The 18,785-nt window shown below is 61.2% G+C and carries 23 protein-coding genes and 1 tRNA gene; 8 read left to right on the forward strand and 16 right to left on the reverse strand.

Going from position 1 to position 18,785, the window contains the following annotated elements; all coding sequences use genetic code 11:
* The first annotated feature begins 4 nt into the window (after window positions 1-4).
* On the forward strand, window positions 5-535 hold the full coding sequence (locus ELH03_RS13515) for a gamma carbonic anhydrase family protein (protein WP_128401559.1): 531 nt from the start codon (window positions 5-7) through the stop codon (window positions 533-535).
* Between the two features lie 51 nt (window positions 536-586).
* On the opposite strand, the gene ELH03_RS13520 is transcribed toward ELH03_RS13515, so the two are convergent.
* Window positions 587-1,297, reverse strand: a complete 711-nt coding sequence (locus tag ELH03_RS13520) for a methyltransferase family protein (protein WP_130659092.1) — start codon at window positions 1,295-1,297, stop codon at window positions 587-589.
* Window positions 1,298-1,523: 226 nt separating this feature from the next.
* A complete protein-coding gene (locus tag ELH03_RS13525; protein ID WP_130659093.1) occupies window positions 1,524-1,925 on the reverse strand; it encodes a hypothetical protein in 402 nt (133 codons plus the stop codon).
* Between the two features lie 331 nt (window positions 1,926-2,256).
* Between ELH03_RS13525 and ELH03_RS13530 the strand changes: the two genes are divergently transcribed.
* Entirely contained in the window at window positions 2,257-2,628 is a 372-nt protein-coding gene (locus tag ELH03_RS13530) for a hypothetical protein (protein ID WP_130659094.1), read from the forward strand.
* 96 nt (window positions 2,629-2,724) lie between these two features.
* Here ELH03_RS13530 and ELH03_RS13535 read toward each other — a convergent pair whose 3' ends face one another.
* The 7 genes from ELH03_RS13535 to ELH03_RS13570 all read right to left on the reverse strand — a co-directional run bounded on the left by ELH03_RS13535 (window position 2,725) and on the right by ELH03_RS13570 (window position 8,118).
* Window positions 2,725-3,117, reverse strand: coding sequence for a DUF5071 domain-containing protein (locus tag ELH03_RS13535; RefSeq protein ID WP_245504878.1), 393 nt, complete (start codon window positions 3,115-3,117; stop codon window positions 2,725-2,727).
* 5 nt (window positions 3,118-3,122) lie between these two features.
* Window positions 3,123-3,539 carry an ester cyclase gene (locus ELH03_RS13540; RefSeq protein ID WP_130766415.1) on the reverse strand — a complete coding sequence of 139 codons (417 nt, stop codon included), beginning with the start codon at window positions 3,537-3,539 and terminating at the stop codon, window positions 3,123-3,125.
* 89 nt (window positions 3,540-3,628) lie between these two features.
* A complete protein-coding gene (locus ELH03_RS13545; RefSeq protein ID WP_128401564.1) occupies window positions 3,629-4,204 on the reverse strand; it encodes a transglutaminase-like cysteine peptidase in 576 nt (191 codons plus the stop codon).
* A gap of 165 nt (window positions 4,205-4,369) precedes the next feature.
* The gene (locus ELH03_RS37415; protein ID WP_165447336.1) at window positions 4,370-5,629 is read right to left on the reverse strand and encodes a hypothetical protein; all 1,260 of its coding nucleotides are present in this window, start codon (window positions 5,627-5,629) and stop codon (window positions 4,370-4,372) included.
* Window positions 5,630-6,003: 374 nt separating this feature from the next.
* Window positions 6,004-6,402 (reverse strand): Fur family transcriptional regulator, encoded by a 399-nt coding sequence (locus tag ELH03_RS13560; RefSeq protein ID WP_018074265.1) that lies wholly within the window; start codon window positions 6,400-6,402, stop codon window positions 6,004-6,006.
* Entirely contained in the window at window positions 6,399-7,214 is an 816-nt protein-coding gene (gene znuB, locus ELH03_RS13565) for a zinc ABC transporter permease subunit ZnuB (protein WP_128401645.1), read from the reverse strand. Before znuB ends, ELH03_RS13560 begins: the two co-directional genes overlap by 4 nt.
* Window positions 7,207-8,118 carry an ATP-binding cassette domain-containing protein gene (locus tag ELH03_RS13570; protein WP_130659100.1) on the reverse strand — a complete coding sequence of 304 codons (912 nt, stop codon included), beginning with the start codon at window positions 8,116-8,118 and terminating at the stop codon, window positions 7,207-7,209. Before ELH03_RS13570 ends, znuB begins: the two co-directional genes overlap by 8 nt.
* 102 nt (window positions 8,119-8,220) lie before the next feature.
* On the opposite strand from ELH03_RS13570, the gene ELH03_RS13575 reads away from it, so the two are divergent.
* The 3 genes from ELH03_RS13575 to ELH03_RS37940 all read left to right on the forward strand — a co-directional run bounded on the left by ELH03_RS13575 (window position 8,221) and on the right by ELH03_RS37940 (window position 10,787).
* Window positions 8,221-9,255 carry a zinc ABC transporter substrate-binding protein gene (locus ELH03_RS13575; protein ID WP_130766417.1) on the forward strand — a complete coding sequence of 345 codons (1,035 nt, stop codon included), beginning with the start codon at window positions 8,221-8,223 and terminating at the stop codon, window positions 9,253-9,255.
* A gap of 144 nt (window positions 9,256-9,399) precedes the next feature.
* Window positions 9,400-10,605: a zinc metallochaperone GTPase ZigA gene (gene zigA / locus ELH03_RS13580; RefSeq protein ID WP_130766418.1), complete on the forward strand. Its 1,206-nt coding sequence runs from the start codon at window positions 9,400-9,402 to the stop codon at window positions 10,603-10,605.
* Window positions 10,602-10,787, forward strand: a complete 186-nt coding sequence (locus ELH03_RS37940) for a hypothetical protein (RefSeq protein WP_128401569.1) — start codon at window positions 10,602-10,604, stop codon at window positions 10,785-10,787. Before zigA ends, ELH03_RS37940 begins: the two co-directional genes overlap by 4 nt.
* Window positions 10,788-10,854: 67 nt before the next feature.
* Here ELH03_RS37940 and ELH03_RS13590 read toward each other — a convergent pair whose 3' ends face one another.
* A complete protein-coding gene (locus tag ELH03_RS13590) occupies window positions 10,855-11,166 on the reverse strand; it encodes an RcnB family protein (RefSeq protein ID WP_128401570.1) in 312 nt (103 codons plus the stop codon).
* 366 nt (window positions 11,167-11,532) lie between these two features.
* Between ELH03_RS13590 and ELH03_RS13595 the strand changes: the two genes are divergently transcribed.
* Together ELH03_RS13595 and ELH03_RS13600 are read left to right on the forward strand one after the other, a co-directional pair.
* Window positions 11,533-11,916 carry a VOC family protein gene (locus ELH03_RS13595; RefSeq protein WP_012758163.1) on the forward strand — a complete coding sequence of 128 codons (384 nt, stop codon included), beginning with the start codon at window positions 11,533-11,535 and terminating at the stop codon, window positions 11,914-11,916.
* A gap of 242 nt (window positions 11,917-12,158) precedes the next feature.
* Complete coding sequence (locus ELH03_RS13600; RefSeq protein ID WP_128401571.1) at window positions 12,159-13,490, forward strand: hemolysin family protein; 1,332 nt, start codon at window positions 12,159-12,161, stop codon at window positions 13,488-13,490.
* Here the strand turns inward: ELH03_RS13600 and chrA are convergent.
* The gene (gene chrA / locus ELH03_RS13605) at window positions 13,487-14,908 is read right to left on the reverse strand and encodes a chromate efflux transporter (RefSeq protein WP_128401572.1); all 1,422 of its coding nucleotides are present in this window, start codon (window positions 14,906-14,908) and stop codon (window positions 13,487-13,489) included. The two genes, ELH03_RS13600 and chrA, sit on opposite strands and share 4 nt — an antisense overlap.
* 1 nt (window position 14,909) lies before the next feature.
* Window positions 14,910-15,725, reverse strand: a complete 816-nt coding sequence (locus tag ELH03_RS13610; RefSeq protein ID WP_130806685.1) for a chromate resistance protein ChrB domain-containing protein — start codon at window positions 15,723-15,725, stop codon at window positions 14,910-14,912.
* Between the two features lie 328 nt (window positions 15,726-16,053).
* On the opposite strand from ELH03_RS13610, the gene ELH03_RS13615 reads away from it, so the two are divergent.
* Complete coding sequence (locus tag ELH03_RS13615; protein ID WP_128401574.1) at window positions 16,054-16,362, forward strand: hypothetical protein; 309 nt, start codon at window positions 16,054-16,056, stop codon at window positions 16,360-16,362.
* Between the two features lie 242 nt (window positions 16,363-16,604).
* Here the strand turns inward: ELH03_RS13615 and ELH03_RS13620 are convergent, their stop codons facing one another.
* From ELH03_RS13620 to ELH03_RS13635, 4 genes are all read right to left on the reverse strand, one after another.
* Window positions 16,605-16,907: a hypothetical protein gene (locus ELH03_RS13620; RefSeq protein ID WP_128410975.1), complete on the reverse strand. Its 303-nt coding sequence runs from the start codon at window positions 16,905-16,907 to the stop codon at window positions 16,605-16,607.
* Between the two features lie 174 nt (window positions 16,908-17,081).
* On the reverse strand, window positions 17,082-17,378 hold the full coding sequence (locus ELH03_RS13625) for a hypothetical protein (protein ID WP_130766419.1): 297 nt from the start codon (window positions 17,376-17,378) through the stop codon (window positions 17,082-17,084).
* Window positions 17,379-17,522: 144 nt separating this feature from the next.
* Window positions 17,523-17,598, reverse strand: a tRNA-Lys gene (locus tag ELH03_RS13630).
* Window positions 17,599-17,825: 227 nt separating this feature from the next.
* Window positions 17,826-18,737, reverse strand: coding sequence for a PhzF family phenazine biosynthesis protein (locus ELH03_RS13635; protein WP_128401576.1), 912 nt, complete (start codon window positions 18,735-18,737; stop codon window positions 17,826-17,828).
* Window positions 18,738-18,785: the final 48 nt, after the last annotated feature.

An 18,785-nucleotide genomic window follows, 5' to 3' on the forward strand; every position in this document is an offset into this window, starting at 1 on the left:
AGCGATGCCCGTCTACGCACTTGGCGGATCGACGCCGAAACTGCCCGCCGCTGGCCTCTATTGGATCGCACCGGACGCCAATATCATCGGCCAGATCGAGCTCGGCGAGAATGTCGGCATCTGGTTCAGCGCCGTGCTGCGCGGTGACAACGAGCCGATTACCGTCGGCGAAGGCACCAACATCCAGGAAGGCGTGATGGCCCATACCGACATGGGCTTCCCGCTTACGATAGGCAAAGACTGCACCATCGGCCATCACGCCATCCTCCACGGCTGCACCATCGGCGACAACACGCTGATCGGCATGGGTGCGACCATCCTGAACGGTGCGAAGATCGGCAACAACTGCCTCGTCGGCGCCAATGCGCTGGTCACCGAAGGCAAGGATTTCCCCGACAACTCCCTGATCGTCGGAACTCCTGCCCGCGCGGTGCGCGTGCTCGATGAGGCGGCAATCGAAGCCATCCGCCGCTCGGCAAAAAACTACGTCGCCAACTGGCAACGCTTCGCGCGGGACCTGAGGAAAATCGATTGATAGGATAACGCGAGGCTGGTGGTCAGGCGCCCTTTGCGCCCGCCAAGGCGTTCACCACACGCCCGGAATCCAGCGCCAACGCACACGCACCATATAGTCCGCATAGCCTTCGAGGCCCTTGCGCAGTTCGGCCTCCTCGCCGAGCGTACGGCCGAAGAGGACGATGACGAGCAGGCCGGCGGGAATCAGCGCGTAGAGCGATCCAAGCGACAGCGCCATGCCGACGCTGAGCACGATGGCGGTTGCGTATCCGGGATGGCGGATGGCGGCGTAGGGTCCGGTGTCGATTACCTTGTGGTCGCGGTCGGTCTGGATGCGCACCGTCGGCTCGAAATGCCGGTTGACCGATTGCGCCCAGGTTAAGCCGAGATAACCTGACGTCATCAGGAGATAGCCGATGAAGACGATCCAATCGGGCTGTGGCGCCCAATGGAAACGCCCGTCGTCGAACGCGCCGACCGGAAGAATGGCGGCAAAGAGAATGATTGTCAGCGTCGCCACCACTGCGTCCCAGGGCCTAGTGCCTTTCTGATATCGGCTGCGCGCCGCAAACAGCTCCGGATTTGTCCGCCAGATCCAGATGATCGCGACACATGTCAGTGCAAGGAAGAGGCCGAGAAAGATCCAGCCACGCGGCCAGTCGAGCGTACCGGCCGGCCAGAACAGCGCGGCAAACATCACGGCAATGGTGATGGCGAGCGAGCCGAGTGATGGCGCCGCCGCTGCGAACGAATGATTGGGCCGAGTGTCCTGCTCTGTCATGACCGCTTTTCGTTCAACCCGGAATGAGCTGTCTGCTTCCAAGGGACGCCGCCCAAGTCTAACACTACCGCACCGGATTGAGGAGACGGAACGCACCCCGATGGCAGTGTAGGGAGCGAAAGCTGCCCTTGATCGCAACGACGCTTTTGCATCCAGCATTCGAGATGTCGGAAAATTCTGCCGGCGCCGCAATGATGGTTGAGGGCGGATTTCGGTAAAGAGCCGCCTACTCGGCAGCTTCCAGAAACTGGCTGTTTCGCGAGGATGAGGCAAGAGCCTGAACCCTGGCTTCGGCCTTGGCGATCAGCTGATAGAATTCGTCCTGTGCTTCGACATCCAGCTGAATAACGGCATTGACGTCATCCGGCGTATCGCAAACGCAGGCGACCGCCGAAATGGGACAGATGCCGCCAGGATAACGCTTGCCGGCGCCCGTATAGGCGCGGCGGCCCCAACGCTCGGAATAAACCGTCTCTTCCCGCTCGAGATGCAGGATCGTTCCCTTGCAGGCGATCACGATAGCCGCCTTACCGTAAGCGAACCAATGATAGTTCAGCTTCCGGAGAATATATTTGCCGGTGATATCCTCGCCAGCCAGTTCGGCAGGGTTTTCAATCATTCTAATCATGACGGCTTCCTCAACGTTTAAACAATATCCGTCATGTCTTCGCGCGCAGCAAGTCAAAAAACGCAGCTTTTGGAGACACTTAGTCACAAAGTGTTTCCGATTCTTACATTAACCACGCGCCGGGCACCCCCTTGTGAACACAATTCTTCGTCGAATTTCCCGCAACCTGCTACCGATTTCGTCATTGTCCGAGGTGGCAGTCACGTCAATGTCCCCTTGTGTTTTTCGGCGCGGGCTCGATATGTTTCCCTGATTGGTCCGAAGACCGCGCCGTTTTTCATCCCACGAAACGGCCGGCTGTTTCGCCAGTTGGTCACCACAGGAGAATTTCATGGTCGACGCGATCAACCCCATCTCCGCCACCGCCCCGTCCGAACCCACTAAGGTCGGCACCAGCACCTCGATCGGCTCCGAACCGGACAATGCCTGGGTCGCCGCACGCCAGTCGCAGATCACGGCCGATCAGCTGGCAGCGAAGAGGGCCGTGGAGAAGGAAGCCGCAAACGATCTCATCCCGCATGCGGATCTGATCGTCGACGACGAGAAGCATCCGCAAAAGCGGCACGGGCATGCGGCAGCGGAAGAAGGGGAAGAGGCCGGCGAACAGGCGGAACTGCCGGTCTTATCAGGCGAAAGCGATCGGATCGGCACCCGCAATTTCGACGACGACACACCCTTCGGCGAGCGCGTCGCCATCATCTGATCAAGAGCGCACCGAAATCGCGCCTTCACATCACATTGATGGCATTCATCTTCAACTTGGCCCCGAGCAGACGATCAGCAACAGCGCTGCCGGATGCTATGAATGCAAGCGCTGCAGCGCTTCACGTGCCAACTCGTCGACCCCTTCCGACTGGTCCGCCTTGCTCGGTTGATCCGCCAGCTTCCGGAGGTCGCCCTCAAGCGCTTCAACAACCTCCATCGACAGCTTTTCGACGATCAGTTGAAAGCAGAAATATTTTTGAGGGGAGTCATCTCCTTGGAGAACGCGCGACACCGGATCAACAATTGGCATTCCGAGTGTGACGAGAAAACGAGCCAGAGGTGGAGCAATAGGCCAGTTGCCGTCCGCGGTCCACGCCAGCAAGTCATCCAGGATCGGAGCGATCGCAGGATAACCAGCGCTCTCGATACTAGAAAGAGCGGCAACGTCGTGCTTGTCACGAGGGACAAGGCTCCTTGCATCGAACACGCCAATCACTCCATCTTGTTGGGCCTCTGCCCACCTCGAAGCTGGGCTTCGATTGCCATTTTGTCGATCACCGACCAGACCTCAACGATCTTGCCGCCGCGAAATTCGTAGATCACGTTCTCGGTGAAGGAAAGGCGCCTGCCGTTCACATCGAGGTCGAGGAATTTTGCCTTCGGCCTGCAATCGAAGTCGAGCCGGCAGGCTATGTATGGCGGATCGCAAAGGAGCATCAGCACCTTGAAATAGAGATCGGGAATCTCATCGAAATCCCGCTCGAGCATGGCGACGTAACCCGACAGCCCGAGCCGCCGGCCGTTATGAACTGCATCGTCGCCGACGAACTGCCCGAGATTGGGCCAGTCCTGCCTGTTCAGGCAGGCGATGTAGCCGCGATATATCTCCGCGAGTTCGGTTTTCGTCACGCGATCGTCCCTGGCTTGAGTTCTGTGACAAAGATAGCGCCGGGATCTGCACTTGCCAGCGGCGAGCGCGCCGCCTCGAGACTTTCAGTTCAGGAGAACTCGCCTGCACGGGGACCAGCAAGCGTCACGCGCCAGCCCGTTCGCGATTGGAAATCCTGAGTGGCCAGAAACGTATAGCCCGTCGTGCGCCAGAGCCGCACGGCGCTGGTCAGATTGTCGAGCACATAATCGCCGCCGTCCGTCCGGGCAATGAGAACGACATGGTTTTGATCATGCGGTCCAATCACCACGGAAAGCGCCAGCCTGTTCGATGGAAAACCGGCTTCGATCAGGTCCTTCATCTTCTGGAGAGCGTAGTCCTCACAGTCGCCACGGCCGGCAACCGGCAGAGACCAAACATCCTTATTTCGGGAAGACGAGCGATCCTCCGCGGGAATGATACGTCCATTTACGGCACGATTGACCTTTTGAAGAAGCGCTGTTCCTGCCTGATCATTCAGCTGTTGCGCCGCCATCCTGCCGCACAGCCATTTGTACTTGGCGCAGGCTGCGGCGAATCCCACGGGGGCGCCGATGCTTCGCGTCACAGGAAGCGATGATCCCGCAACAGCTTGAAAATGCAGAAGAATGAATAAAAAGGCAGCGAGCGAAAATAGGCGCTTCATAGCCGATTCCTTTTATTTGTTGCGAGACGATAACATAGGCAGAATAAAAATTTAGTAAAATTTTATACTTGCGAATTTAACTGTATTAGATGAATGAGACAGATTAACCATCATCTATTCTTCGTGTTAATTGATTGTTAGTGTAGTAGTCCTCCCCATTAACATTTAGTTAACCCTGGGAGATGGATTGAAATGATCAGCAGAGCAGCGAAATTCAGCATCGCCGTTGCTTCCCTTCTGGCAAGCAGCAGCTTGGCAACGGCAGCCCCGGCAGTCGTTAATTGCAAGGCCGCAGTTCGCGGTACACTCGAATACAGGCTGTGCATGCCGACCAGAGCAATTCAGTCCGATAGCAGGTTCAATCCGAACGATAGCGATCGCGGCAGCCAAAACATTGGCGGCGGCAAGAAGACATCCAGCACCGGCTCCGTCGCCAGCAATGGGAATGATGGTAATGGTAACGGCACCGGCAATGGTAACGGCACCGGCAATGGTAACGGCACCGGCAATGGCAATGGCACCGGCAATGGCAATGGCAATGGCGACGGCAGCGGCAGCGGCAATGGCAATGGCGACGGCAACGGCAACGGCGACAATGGCGGAAAGGACGATCACGGCGGCAAGGGCCATGATCATCACGGCGGCGGCAAGGGCGGGAAAGATCACGGGCACGGCAAGGACGGTCCGGGCCACGGTGGAAAAGACAATCACGGCGGCAAGGACCGCGATCATCACGGCCACGACAAGGGCGGAAAAGATCACGATCACGGCAAGAGTGGCAATGAAGGCCCCGGCAAGGGCGGTAATGACGGTCACGGCAAGGGCGGCAATGACGGCCCAGGCAAGGGTGGTAACGACGGCCCAGGCAAGGGTGGTAACGACGGTCCAGGCAAGGGTGGTAACGACGGTCCAGGCAAGGGCGGTAACGACGGTCCAGGCAAGGGCGGTAACGACGGTCCAGGCAAGGGCGGCAATGACGGCCCCGGTAACGGCGGCAACGACGGTCCCGGCAAGGGCGGCAATGACGGCCCCGGTAACGGCGGCAACGACGGTCCCGGCAAGGGCGGCAATGACGGCCCCGGTAACGGCGGCAACGACGGTCCCGGCAAGGGCGGCAATGACGGCCCGGGTAAGGGCGGAAACGACGGCCCAGGCAACGGCGGCAACGATGGTCCCGGCAACGGCGGCAACGACGGCCCGGGTAAGGGCGGAAACGACGGCCCAGGCAACGGCGGCAACGATGGTCCCGGCAACGGCGGCAACGACGGTCCCGGCAACGGCGGTAACGACGGTCCCGGCAAGGGCGGCAATGACGGCCCAGGCAAGGGCGGCAACGACGGTGCCGGCAAGGGCGGCAAGGGCGGTTCTGAATCTAAGCCAGACTAACCCGATCGGTGAGAGGCGAGGCCGGGTTACCGGCCTCACCTTTTTGATCGCCGCTTTGTGCATCAATCGGCGTCTAATACCGTCGGGACCCGGCGGGCTCGGCCATCGCAATAGCTCGTCAGGCGGATAACATCGCTTTGCCAGCGAGCTCCTCGGCAGATCATGCCAGTCCGATCACAGTTTTCCGTTCCACCATCGGAGCCCAACAAGGTCGGCACCAGCACCTCAATCGCGTCGAATCCGACAATGCCTGGGTCGCAGCCCGCCAATCGCACATCACCGCTGACCAGGCTGGCACCCCAAAAGACCGCAGAGCAGCAAAAGGCGGAACAACCAAATCGGCACCCGCGACTTTTATGACGACACGCCTTTCGGTGAGCGCGAGGCGATCGTCTGGCGAATGCGAGCGAAGCTTACGCCGCACAGGCCTCGCACAACCCACGGATCTCGATCGTCGTCTTCTCGGGCTTGAACTTCTGCCCGCGCACCCACTCCATCAGCCGGTGGTCGACCTCGTGGTCGTGGAACTCCATCACCTGGCCGCAGCTTTCGCAGATGGCGAAGGCGACGATGCCGTGGCTGTGGCAGTCGTCGCCCGGATGAGCGCAGGCGACGAAGGAGTTGATGCTTTCGAGCCGGTGCACGACGCCGTATTCAAGCAGCTTCTCCAGTGCACGGTAGACCTGCAGGGGCGCACGAAAGCCGTGGTCACGCAGCTTGTCGAGGATGGTGTAGGCGCTGAGCGGCCCTTCGGCCTTTTCGAGCACGTCGAAGACCAGCGACTGGTTCTTGGTCAATTGCGGTGTCGTCATGAGCCTTGTCCTTGCATGACAGCGCGGTGGCGCCTGACCGGAAGCAGGCTGAGCATGAAGAGGATCAGCGCCGCGACCACGATCGAGGGGCCGGAGGGCGTGTCGTAGGTGAGCGAGCCGAACAGCCCGCCGACGACGGCGACCGCCCCGATCAGCGAGGCGAGCACCGCCATGATCTCCGGCGTCGGCGAGAAGCGCCGCGCCGCAGCCGCCGGAATGATCAGCAACGAGGTGATCAGCATGATGCCGACGATCTTCATGGCAATGGCGATGACCACGGCCATCAGCAGCATGAAGAACAGCCGCGCCCGCTCCGGTTTCAGCCCCTCGGCCTCGGCGAGCTCGGCATTGACGGTCGCAGCCAAGAGCGGCCGCCACAGCCAGACCATTGCCAGAAGCACGAAGAGCCCCCCGCCCCAGATCAGCGCGATGTCGGCCGTGGAAACGGCAAGGATATCGCCGAACAGGAAGGCGATGAGATCGATCCGCACCCAGCTCATGAAGGCGACCATGACGAGACCGATCGCCAGTGTGGCATGCGAGAGAATGCCGAGCAGCGCATCGGCCGACAGCGCCTGGCGCTTCTGCAGGAAGAGCAGCAGCACTGACACGAGGGCGGCGACGGCAAAGACCGCCAGTGTCAGGTTGAGTTCGAAGAGCAGCGACAGTGCGACGCCGAGCAGCGCCGAATGGGCGATCGTATCGCCGAAATAGGCCATGCGCCGCCAGATGATAAAGCAGCCGAGCGGCCCCGTCGTCAGCGCCAGGCCGACGCCGGCAAGGATGGCGCGCACGAAGAAATCGTCAAGCATGGCGCTCTCCCGCTGCATGCGCGTGCGGATGGGCATGGTCGGCATGATCGTGACCATGTTCATGACCGTCATGCCCATGGTCATGCGCATGATGGCCGTCATCGGGGTGGCAATGATCGGTCACCGTGCCGTCGGCATGTTGCACGCGGCCGTCCGGCAGGTGCGTATGATCGTGGTGATGGCTATAGACGGCAAGCGTCTGCGCCGCCCGGCTGCCGAACAGCTGCACATATTCCGGGCTGCGGCTGACGGCTTCGGGCGTGCCGCGGCAGCAGACATGGCCGTTGAGGCAGATGACCGTGTCGGTCTCGGCCATGACCACGTGGAGATCGTGCGAGATCAGCAGGATGCCGCAGCCAGTCGCATTGCGGATCGACTTGATGAGGTCGTAGAGGGCGATCTCCCCGGAAAAGTCGACCCCCTGCACCGGCTCGTCAAGCACCAGCAGATCGGGCTTGCGGGCTATCGCCCGGGCCATCAGCGCCCGCTGGAACTCCCCGCCGGAAAGGTGCTGGACCTCGGCATCGAGCATATGGGCGATGCCGGCGGATTCGAGCGCCGAAAGCATATCGCGCTCCGGCAGTGGTCCTGTCAGCGTCATCAGCCGGCGCACCGAAAGCGGCAGCGTCCAGTCGATCGACAGCTTCTGCGGGACATAGCCGACCTTGAGGCCGGCCTTGCGCTCCACCCTGCCCTCATCAGGCTTCAACACACCGATCGCCGCCTTGGCGCTGGTCGATTTGCCCGAGCCGTTCGGCCCGATCAGCGTGACGATCTCGCCGCGCGCGACGGAAAAATCGACACCCCGCACCAGCCAGCGGCCATTGCGCAGAATGCCGACATCTTCAAGCGAAACCAGCGGTTCGGCCCTGATACCAGCGGGGGTCTTTGCGGGAGAAAGCATCAAATTTTCCGAAAGTGCTGTTGCGTCCTGCTATTGCACACGTTATAGCATAACGCAATTGATGTAATAACATAACAATTGTAATTCAAGTGGAGCATATTGATGAAACGTGCCTTGGGGCCTGCCCTTAAAATCCTGGCCCTCAGAATGCCGACCCTCGCAATCCCGGCCCTGGCGATCCCCGCTCTGCTCTTTGCCAGCACCATGCAGGCAGCCGATGCGCCTGTCGTCGTCACCTCGATCAAACCGATCCATTCGCTGGTCTCGGCGATCATGCAGGGTGTCGGCGAACCCGAGTTGATCGTCGATGGCGCCGCCTCCCCGCATACCTACAATCTGAAGCCATCGAATGCCCGCGCCCTGCAGGAAGCCAAGGTGATCTTCTGGGTCGGCCCCGGCCTTGAGGCCTTCCTGGAAAAGCCGCTGCAGGCGCTGGGCCGGGATGCCAGCATCGCGGCCCTCGACGACGCGCCCGGCCTTGTCAAGCTGCCCTTCCGCGAAGGCGGCGCCTTCGAGCCGCATGATGACGCCCCGGAGCACGAAAGTGCTTCCGGTCAGCATCAGGCTGACGCCGCACATAATGCTGATCCCGGGCACGACAGTGACCACGACCACGGCACATTCGACACGCATCTCTGGCTCGACCCGATGAACGCCAAGGCCATGGCGGCCATGATCACCACCACTTTGGTCGCCGCCGATCCTGCCAATGCACTGACCTATCAGGGCAACGCCAAGGCACTGGACGACAGGCTGGATGCGCTCGATGCCGAGATCAAGGGTGTCGTCGCTCCCGTCAAGGGCAAGCCCTTTATCGTCTTCCACGACGCCTACCAGTACTTCGAGCACCGCTACGGCATCCGCGTCGCCGGCTCGATCACCGTCAGCCCGGAAACCATTCCCGGCGCCGAGCGTGTTTCGGAAATCCACCGCAAGGTCGGTGAACTCGGCGCCACCTGCGTCTTTGCCGAACCGCAGTTCGAGCCGCGCCTCGTCAATGTGGTCATCGAAGGCACGCGCGCCAAGTCAGGCGTGCTCGATCCCGAAGCGGCAACACTGAAGGCCGGCCCCGATCTCTACTTCACCCTCATGCGCGGCATCGCCAACAGTATGAAGGACTGCCTCTCCAGCGCATGACCCTCATGCGCCGCTCCGCGCGTCCTGCCGGACACGCGACGCTCCGGAGAGCTGAGGCGAAAAGAGGCGGACAACCCCGTTCCGCCTTTTTTCGGCATATCAAATGTAATGATATAACATTAAGAGTGATCTTTTGAGGTTCCCATGGACAACAGACTTCCCGTCACGGTGCTTTCAGGCTTCCTCGGCGCCGGCAAGACGACACTGCTCAACCATGTGCTGACCAATCGCGAAGGCTTACGCGTCGCGGTTATCGTCAACGACATGAGCGAGGTGAATATCGATGCCGCCCTGGTGCGTGACGGCGGCGCCAACCTCTCCCGCACCGAGGAGCAGTTGGTCGAGATGACCAATGGCTGCATTTGCTGCACGCTGCGCGACGATCTGCTGAAGGAGGTGCGCCAGCTCGCCGATCAGGGCCGCTTCGATTACCTCTTGATCGAATCGACCGGCATCGCCGAGCCCCTGCCCGTCGCCACCACCTTCGAATTTCGCGACGAGAATGGCCAAAGCCTTTCCGACGTCGCAAGGCTCGACACTATGGTGACGGTCGTCGACGCCGCCAATCTGCTTGCCGATTATGCCTCGACCGATTTCCTCGCCGACCGCGGTGAAACGGCAGGCGACGGCGACAACAGAACCATCGTCGACCTGCTGGTCGAGCAGATCGAATTCGCCGATGTCGTGGTGCTGAACAAGATCGGCACGGCAGCCAAGGAGGAGCGCGACGCCGCGCGCAAGATCGTCACCGGCCTCAACCCGGATGCACGGCTGATCGAGGTGGATTTCGGCAAGGTCGCCCTGAAAGACGTGCTCGGCACCGGCCGCTTCGATATCGACAAGGCCGAGAATCATCCGCTCTGGTACAAGGAACTGCACGGCTTCCGCGACCACGTGCCGGAGACCGAGGAATACGGCATCCGCTCCTTCGTCTATCGCGAGAAGCGGCCCTTCCATCCGGCAAAGCTGCAGGCCTTCCTCGATCGGACATGGCCAGGCGTGGTGCGCGCCAAGGGCTTCTTCTGGCTGGCGACACGCCCGCACCATGTCGGCGAGATCAGCCAGGCGGGCGCGATCGTGCGCACCGGCAAGATGGGCCTCTGGTGGGCGGCAGTACCGCGCGAACAATGGCCCGAGGAACCGGCCTTCATGCGCGCCATCGGCCCCTATCTCGACCCTGTCTGGGGCGACCGCCGCCAGGAAATCGTCTTCATCGGCGCCGATCCGATGGACGAAGCTTGGATCAGAAAGGAACTCGACGCCTGTCTTGTCAGCACGGATGCCTTCGCGCCCGAGCGCTGGCGCGACCTGCCGGACCCCTTCGCCAGCTGGAACAGGCAGGTGGCATGAAGGCGATAGCCATCCGACCCTACCGCTGCGTCTGTACGGAATGCGACCCCCTGCCGCCGATCGAAGGGCTTCATCCCGAAACCGTCGAGGCAACAGGCGAACGGCGCGATCGGCAACGGCGATCCGACAGCCCTTTCCGGAGGCTTGCCGAACGCATTATTCCCGTCAGGAAGCCCTCCTGACGAGAGATTCGCTTGCCGGAAAACGAAAAGGGCGGACGAAGCCGCCCCTCTCCCGTCTATCTGCCTATCAACGGCCGGCAATAATGCTGGAGATGACGCCGCTGGTGACGCCGATCAGCAGGTAGTCATTATCGGCCCGCACCCAGCGATAACCGCGGGGCGGAGGCGCCAGCCGGTAGCGGCGGTAGTCGTTGACATCGGAGAACCGGCGACGTTCGCTGGCGTTGACGCGGTATCCCTTCTTCCAATGCGACCGGACGACCACTTTCTTCTGCACGACGACGTGGGGACGGCGATGATCGTCGGCGCTGGCCTGGGAAACAACCATCGGGGAAAGAAGGAAGGAGGCGGAAAGAAGAGCTGCAAAAATCTTTTTCATGTGGGGTTCCTCGTGTTGGGCACGTGACCAAACTAGGGCCGAAAAGATGAACCGAAACTGAAATAAAAATTAAACTTTTGTAATGGAATCCAATAGCTACGGGTCGAAGCTTATATTTTAGATTAAACTTATACACGGTGATCGAGGTTTTGGCTTCCTGCTGCTGGCGGCAGGCGGCATGCTCTCGGTTCGATCTAGTCTCGCCCAGAGGTGCTCAGCGATTTGGCATAACGAGATACATAAAAAAACTTGAAACGGGCGCATAATCGAGTTTCGAAGCGACACATCTTGGGAACAGGAGAGTTCAGGATGCCCCCGCGAGGGGACGATCAGATCAACACAACGAAGACCACAATGGAGGAAAACATGCCCGGTATCAGCATGCGCTACATCGTCGACGACGTCGATGCCGCGGTGGAATTCTACACAAGACATCTCGGCTTCTCCGTCGCGCTTCGTCCCGCACCGAGTTTCGCCATCCTGACCAGGGACGGTTTTCGTCTGTTCGTCAGCGGCATGACGGGACCGGGCGGAGCATCTCAAGCAATGCCCGACGGGCGAAAGCCGGAGCCTGGCGGATGGAATCGTATCCAGATCGAGGTCGGAGACCTGGAGGCAAAAGTCACCGCACTGCGCCAAGCCGGTGCGCGCTTCCGCAACGAGATCGTGCAGGGCATTGGCGGCAAGCAGATCCTGCTTGATGATCCGGCTGGGAACCCGATCGAACTCTTCGAAGCGCCCAAGAGGTGAATGGGGCGACGTCGGTCATGCGGTTCACCAAGCGTTTTACGCTTCGCATCGGTGAACCGCACGCATGATCCCGGTCATGCGGTTTGCCACGCATTTTGCGGCCAGCATCGCAAACCGACGCAGTATTTCGATTGCGGCAGCCCGGCTTCGGCATCTCTCGCCCCAGGACTAGCCGGAACGCCTTGCCACCGGTGTGCGAGCGTGTAGTTTCGGATTCCCATCAATTCGAAGGCAGGGAAAACATGTCCGATTCCGCCGGCGGGCTCTCCGACTATGTTGGGATACTTGCCGTGTTTCTTCTCGTCGCCGCCAATGGCTTCTTCGTTGCCGCCGAATTCGCCCTGGTGTCGGTCAGGCGTAGCCGCGTCGCCGAACTCGCTGCGGCAGGCCGCATGAACGCCTCGGCACTTCAGCGCGCCGTCGACAATCTCGACTCCAACCTTGCAGCCACCCAGCTCGGCATCACCATCTCGTCGCTCGCCCTCGGCTGGGTCGGCGAACCGGCACTTGCCCACCTTATCGAGCCGCTGCTGTCCTGGCTGCCCGGGCAATGGGCGACAACAGGCGCACATACCGTCGCCATCGTCATTGCCTTCGTCATCATCACGGCGCTGCACATCGTGCTCGGCGAGCTCGCGCCGAAAAGCCTGGCGCTTCAGCGCAGCGAAGCCACCTCGCTTGCCGTGGTGCGTCCGCTCGGGTTCTTCCTTGTGCTGTTCAAGCCGGCGATCTTTGCCCTGAACGGCATGGGCAACCTGGTGCTGCGGGGTGTGGGTCTTCGCGCCGGAACCGGCGAATCGTCGTTCCATTCGCCGCAGGAGCTCAAGCTGCTGGTCGCCGAGAGCCAGGAGGCCGGCCTTCTCAACCAGGTGCAGCAGCAGCTCGTCGAGCGGGTGTTCAACATCGGCGACAGGCCGATCTCCGACATCATGACCCCGCGTCTCGATATCGAATGGTTTGATGCCGACGACAGCGAGGCCGAGATCCTGAAGACCATCCGCGAATGCAGCCACGAACAATTGCTGGTCGCCCGCGGCTCGATCGACGAGCCGATCGGCATGGTGTTGAAGAAGGACCTTCTCGACCAGGTTCTCGACGGCGGCAAGGTCCGTCCGATGGAGGTGATCAAGCAGCCGCTGGTGCTGCATGAGGGCACCTCGGTCGTCCGCGTGCTCGACAGTTTCAAGGCCTCACCCGTTCGCCTCGCCATCGTCATCGACGAATATGGCAGCCTCGAAGGCATCGTTACCCAGACCGACCTGCTCGAAGCCATCGCCGGCGACCTGCCGGGATCCAATGAAGAGCCCGACATCGTCGTCAGGGAAGACGGGTCGCTCCTGATCGATGCGATGATGCCGGCCTTCGACGCCTTCGAACGGCTGGGCCTGCGCGATCGTCCGGATGCCGATTTCCATACGCTGGCGGGCTTCGCGCTGCATCAGCTCCAGCACATCCCCGAAGCCGGCGAAACCTTCGTCTTCGACAACTGGCGCTTCGAAGTGCTCGACATGGACGGCATGCGCATCGACAAGATGCTCGCGACGCGCATTCCCGCGGATGGGTCGGAGGCCTAGCCGACTGCCAGCGTCCAGATCATCCCTGCGGCTGCGCAGGCTAGCAGCGTCGCGATCACGGAGGCCTTGAAGCGGAAGATCGCGACGGCAGCAGCGGCAGACAACGCCATTGCCGCCGGCACAGCCGATTGCAGCACGGGGATATCGAGCCGCAAGCCTCCAAGGCGGACGGTCGCAACCTCGGCAAACAGCGTGTGCAGGGCAAACCAGATAGCGAGGTTGAGGATGACCCCGACCACCGCCGCCGTTATGGCCGACATCGCGCCCGCGAGCGCGATGTTGCCGCGCAATTTTTCGATGAACGGCGCGCCGAGGAAGATCCAGAGGAAACAGGGCACGAAGGTCACCCAGCTCGTCAGGATCGCTGCAAGGGTTGCAGCAAGCATCGGGTTCAGCGCTTCCGGATCGCGGTAGGCGCCCATGAAGCCGACGAACTGGACGACCATGATCAGCGGCCCCGGCGTCGTCTCGGCCATGCCGAGACCATCCAGCATCTCGCCGGGTTTCAGCCAGCCGAAATGCTGCACGGCCTCTTGCGCGACATAGGCAAGCACGGCATAGGCCCCGCCGAAGGTGACGACCGCCATCTTGCTGAAGAACAGGCCGATCTCGGTAAAGACATTGTCAGCGCCGAAGGTTGCGTAGAGCGCCGCGAGTGGAGCGAGCCAAAGGGCGATCAGCACGGCCGAGATACGCAGCGACCAGGCGAGATTCGGGCGCGCATGCGCCGGTATGCCCTCGCCGAGCGCCGACTCGGCATCCGACAGCACCGCGCCGCTTCCGGCCTTGTGGCCGCCGCCAGTCTGGAAGGCGGCAAGCCCGAACCTGCCGCCGAGGAAGCCCGCAATGCCGGCGGCGAGCACGATCAGCGGGAACGGGACATGGAGAAAGAAGATGGCGATGAAGGCCGCGGCAGCGATACCGATCATGACGCGATTCTTGAGCGCGCGGCCGCCGATGCGGATGACGGCCTGCACGACGACGGCGAGCACAGCTGCCTTCAGCCCGAAGAACAGGCCGGCGACGATGCCGACGTTGCCATAGGCGGCGTAGATATAGCTGAGACCGAGGATTGACAGGAAACCCGGCAAGACGAACAGCAGGCCGGCGACGAGACCGCCCACTGTGCGGTGCATCAGCCAGCCGATATAGATGGCGAGCTGTTGCGCCTCGGGTCCGGGAAGTAGCATGCAATAGTTCAGCGCATGCAGGAAACGGTGTTCACCGATCCAACGTTTCTCATCGACGATGATCCGGTGCATGACGGCGATCTGGCCGGCGGGGCCGCCGAAACTCAGGGCGGCAACGCGCAGCCACACCCTGAAGGCCTCGCCAAACGAGACACCGTGATGATGTCCCTCTCCCGCATCTTCCTCCGCCATTTTGCCGCCACGCGCATTATCCGTCATCTCGACCATCTCATGCCCTCTTTTTTGGCGCGGGCCAATTGTGGGTTTGCTCGGTCGCATCGCGGCACCAGCGGAAAAAAGCGTCGTAGAGAAGCATCCCGGCCTCGAGCTGCTCCAGATCGTCGGAATACATCCTGGAGAGGCCGAGCGATGCCGCAAGCAGGCCCGCCGCCTCAGGCGCGAGATCGAGCCTTGCGGTATCTGCCGCTCTGACAATCAGCGCCAGGCGCAGAAGCGGTTCCGATGCCAATCCGAACTCTTCGATCATGACATCGAAAGTGCAGAATTCGCCGCGATGGCTCCAGAACACATCTTCGATATCGAAGGGCGTCGCCGCGAAGCGCTCGCCGACGGCCAAGACCTCGGGCGCCGGCACGAACAGGAACACGGCGTTCGGATCGACAAAGCGCCGGATAAGCCAGGGACAGGCGATGCGATCGATCTTCGGCCGCGCCCGCGTCACCCAGACCGTGCGTCCCTCCATGTCGCGACGCGGCAGCTTTTCCTCGGGCACGGTCGGTCCGCCTGCGATCCAGGCTTCAAAGCCACCTTCGAGGCTTTCCGCGCCGATCCCGGCATGGCGGAGATAGGCGGCAACACCATGACTGAGCTTGCCGCCTCTCTGGCAGACCACGACGACGGCTTCGGCATCGACACTGCCAACCCAGGACGCGACGTCGGCATGGTCGCGCCGGATCGAGCCCGGCACCAAGCGCGGATCGAGCGCGAAGTCCTCCTCAGTGCGAACGTCGATAGTGCAAGGCGCACCGGGGGTTCCGATGAGGCGGCTGAGCTTGTCGGGAGAAATTTCGAGAAATGACGGCATGACGCGTCCCTCCGTTGATCGGTTTTACTGGACGCGATTCTTCAGCATGACGCCTCGTGGGGTGATCGCGACCCCATGCAGAAATCATGCGCAAACAGACCCCGTCGTGTCAAGCGCGCGCTTGCATCGAACGGGCACGCACAATGTTGATGTCGAGACGGAATTTACTTCCGTGGGAGGCCCTTCGCCTCGGGAAGCCGAGCGGCATTGGTTGCCGATTCTGGCCGGCGGCAGCCGCAAATCCCTGATAACAACCGCTTCCCTGCACCCATATGGAACAAAAAGCCCGCTTCGCCATTATTGTTTCACCGAAAGAGGAGAAAGTACCATGACGTACGACCCCAATAATGCCAACGACCCGAACCGCCCGCTGAACCCAAATCTGGATCTGCGCACCACGCCGAGTGCGCGCAGCAATAATACGTGGGTTGTCTGGGTTGCTGCATTGGCCGTGATCGCTGTCGCTGCATTCGCCTATTCGCAGTGGAGCACCCCCGGCACATCGCCGGACACGACAGCCTCCACGACCCAATCCGAGCCGGCGCCGGCCAAGCCGATCGCTCCGACCGACAACAGCGCAACGCCCGCACCGGCACCAGCACCGGCCACTCCGCCGGCTGCCCCTGCCCAGCAGTAACGCCTGCTCGGCCAAAAGAAGCCGGCCCGGTACCGGCTTCCTTTCTGCTGCGAGCTCTTGAAGATGTTTAAGTAAACCCTATTTAAGGGATGTTGAATCTGTCTCTGACGGCTGACCACGGAGGTACTGGCAGCCGTTATCGAGACCGGTCGAGGAAGGTCGGTGCGAATTTCGCCCGGCCTTTTTTCTTGACATCGTCATCCATGCCGAACAGCCGTATTGGCAACGCCTGGATCGGGATATTATTTGGGAATCCTGTTATAGAAGGACTGCGGATCGTAGACGCACTCGTAGTCGAGTAGGCAAAGCTTGCCATTGGCATCCCTCACCCGTGCGGTGTCGTACTTGTCGCCGAGATTGCACCTGGCCGGCGGATAACGGAAGCTGCGGCCGCCAAAGCCCATCCGCACAAAAACCGCCTTGTCCTTGCGGATGATTTGCGCAAGCTCTTCGCAACTGTGATCCCTGGCATTGACCTCCACCGCCTCGACGGCAAGCGCTGCGGACGGAAACAGCAGTGCGACGGCCAGAACAACGCTTTTCATGGAAACTCCTGAATGTGAGAGAGCGAAGTTAGGGCATCGCACCCGATGCCGCCAGTCCGGAAACCCTCCGAACTGTACGCCTGAGCACAGCCGCATGCACTTCCCGCTCGCTGCCTGTCTCAACCGGAAGCGCCGAGAGCGCCGTGCGTCCTTTCGGACACAAAGCACGATGCGCTAGGGAAAATTATAAGGCGACGCGGGGTCAAAGACGCAGGCATAATCAAGGATGCACTGCTTTCCACCTCCATCGCGCAAACTGGTTGTGGTGCGCTTATCGCCCATGCTGCATTGGGCGGGCGGATAACGGAAGCTGCGACCGCCGAAACCGACGCGGACAAAGACCTTTTTGTTCTGGCGGATGATCTGCGTAAGCTCGCTGCAGCTATGCTCGCTCGCTTTGACGTTCATGACGCCTGCGCCAAAGGCCGGTAACGGCAGAGACAAGGCAACGATTAGAATGACGCCTCTCATGGGACCCTCCCAGTGTGTGTGAGGGAAACTAGAGCGCGCAGATCACTGAGGCCAGCCCTTTGGGCAAGGCTAGCGATGCCGCCTGCTTCCAGCTGGCCGGAAAATCCGGCCTGAATTCGAATACATCAATCTTTTCAAGAGATTTGGTGGGTGATGTAGGGCTCGAACCTACGACCCGCTGATTAAGAGTCAGCTGCTCTACCAACTGAGCTAATCACCCGTTCGCGCTTGGCTGCGCGGTGTGACGGGGCGTATAAACAGGATCGGCAGGCTTGTCCAGCGCATAGGCGAAATTTCTTTGGTTAATCGCGAAGATTTTTCGGCATGGCTGAAATGCAGCGCATAACCCCGAAAATCGGAATCGATTTTCGGAAAGGATTATGCGCCGATTCAAAGTGATAGAGCGTCCTTAGCGCGGCCTATCCGACGCGCGGCGGTCTGGTGAAATCAAAGGTCGAGCGTGCCGCTGGCCAGCCGCACTGCCTGGCCACCGATCCGCGCGTTGGAGATCGCTCCGCCGTCGACATCGATATGCAGATGGATGAAGGACGGCCGGCCCATCTCGACGCCCTGCTCGATCATGATCGGGTGATGCCCGTCCGTCAGCCGGTCGAAATGGTGGATCGCGCCGGAGAGTGCCGCCGCCGCCGAGCCGGTGGCCGGATCTTCGACGATGCCCATGCCGCTTGCGAACATGCGCGCATGGAACTTTGCCACGTGGTTGACGCCGCCGCGGCAGTACACATAAGCCGAGGCAAGCGCGCCATCGACGAAGGGCACGATCTTTTCCCAGAGCTGCGGATCGAATTCCACCCGCTGCGTGGCTCCGACATCGTGTACCGGAATGAGCAGAAAGGGAACGCCGGCGCTCCAGATCGACGGGACGTGATTTTCGAAGCCGATCTCGGTCACCTTCAGCGATAGCGCATCGGCGATGCCGAGCTTGTCGAGCGGCATGATGGCCGGCTGCGATTTGCGCGGCAGGTCGAATTCGGCAAAGCTCGCCTCGCCCTCCCTCAGCCGCACCGCGCAACGCACCGGCCCGACATTTTCCTCGAGCACCGTGACGAGATCGCGCGTCGCAGCACCGTGCGCCCGTTCGGCCAGCGCCACCGCCGTGCCGACCGTGGGATGGCCGGCAAACGGCAGCTCGCGCCCAGGCGTGAATATCCTCAGACGCGCCGCATAGGCCGGGTTGGTTGAAGGCTGCACGAAGACCGTCTCCGAGAGATTGATCTCCCGGGTGATCGCCTGCATTGCCTCGTCGCTGAGATTGTCTCCGTCGAAGATCACCGCCAGCGGGTTGCCCGCAAGCTTTCGATCGGTGAACACGTCATAGACGCTGTAGCTTCGCGCCACATCGGCCTCCCTGAATCGTCATCGCGCCGCCAACCTGCCCGACCGGAC

This window comes from Rhizobium beringeri (assembly GCF_004306515.1).
Lineage (GTDB): Bacteria > Pseudomonadota > Alphaproteobacteria > Rhizobiales > Rhizobiaceae > Rhizobium > Rhizobium beringeri.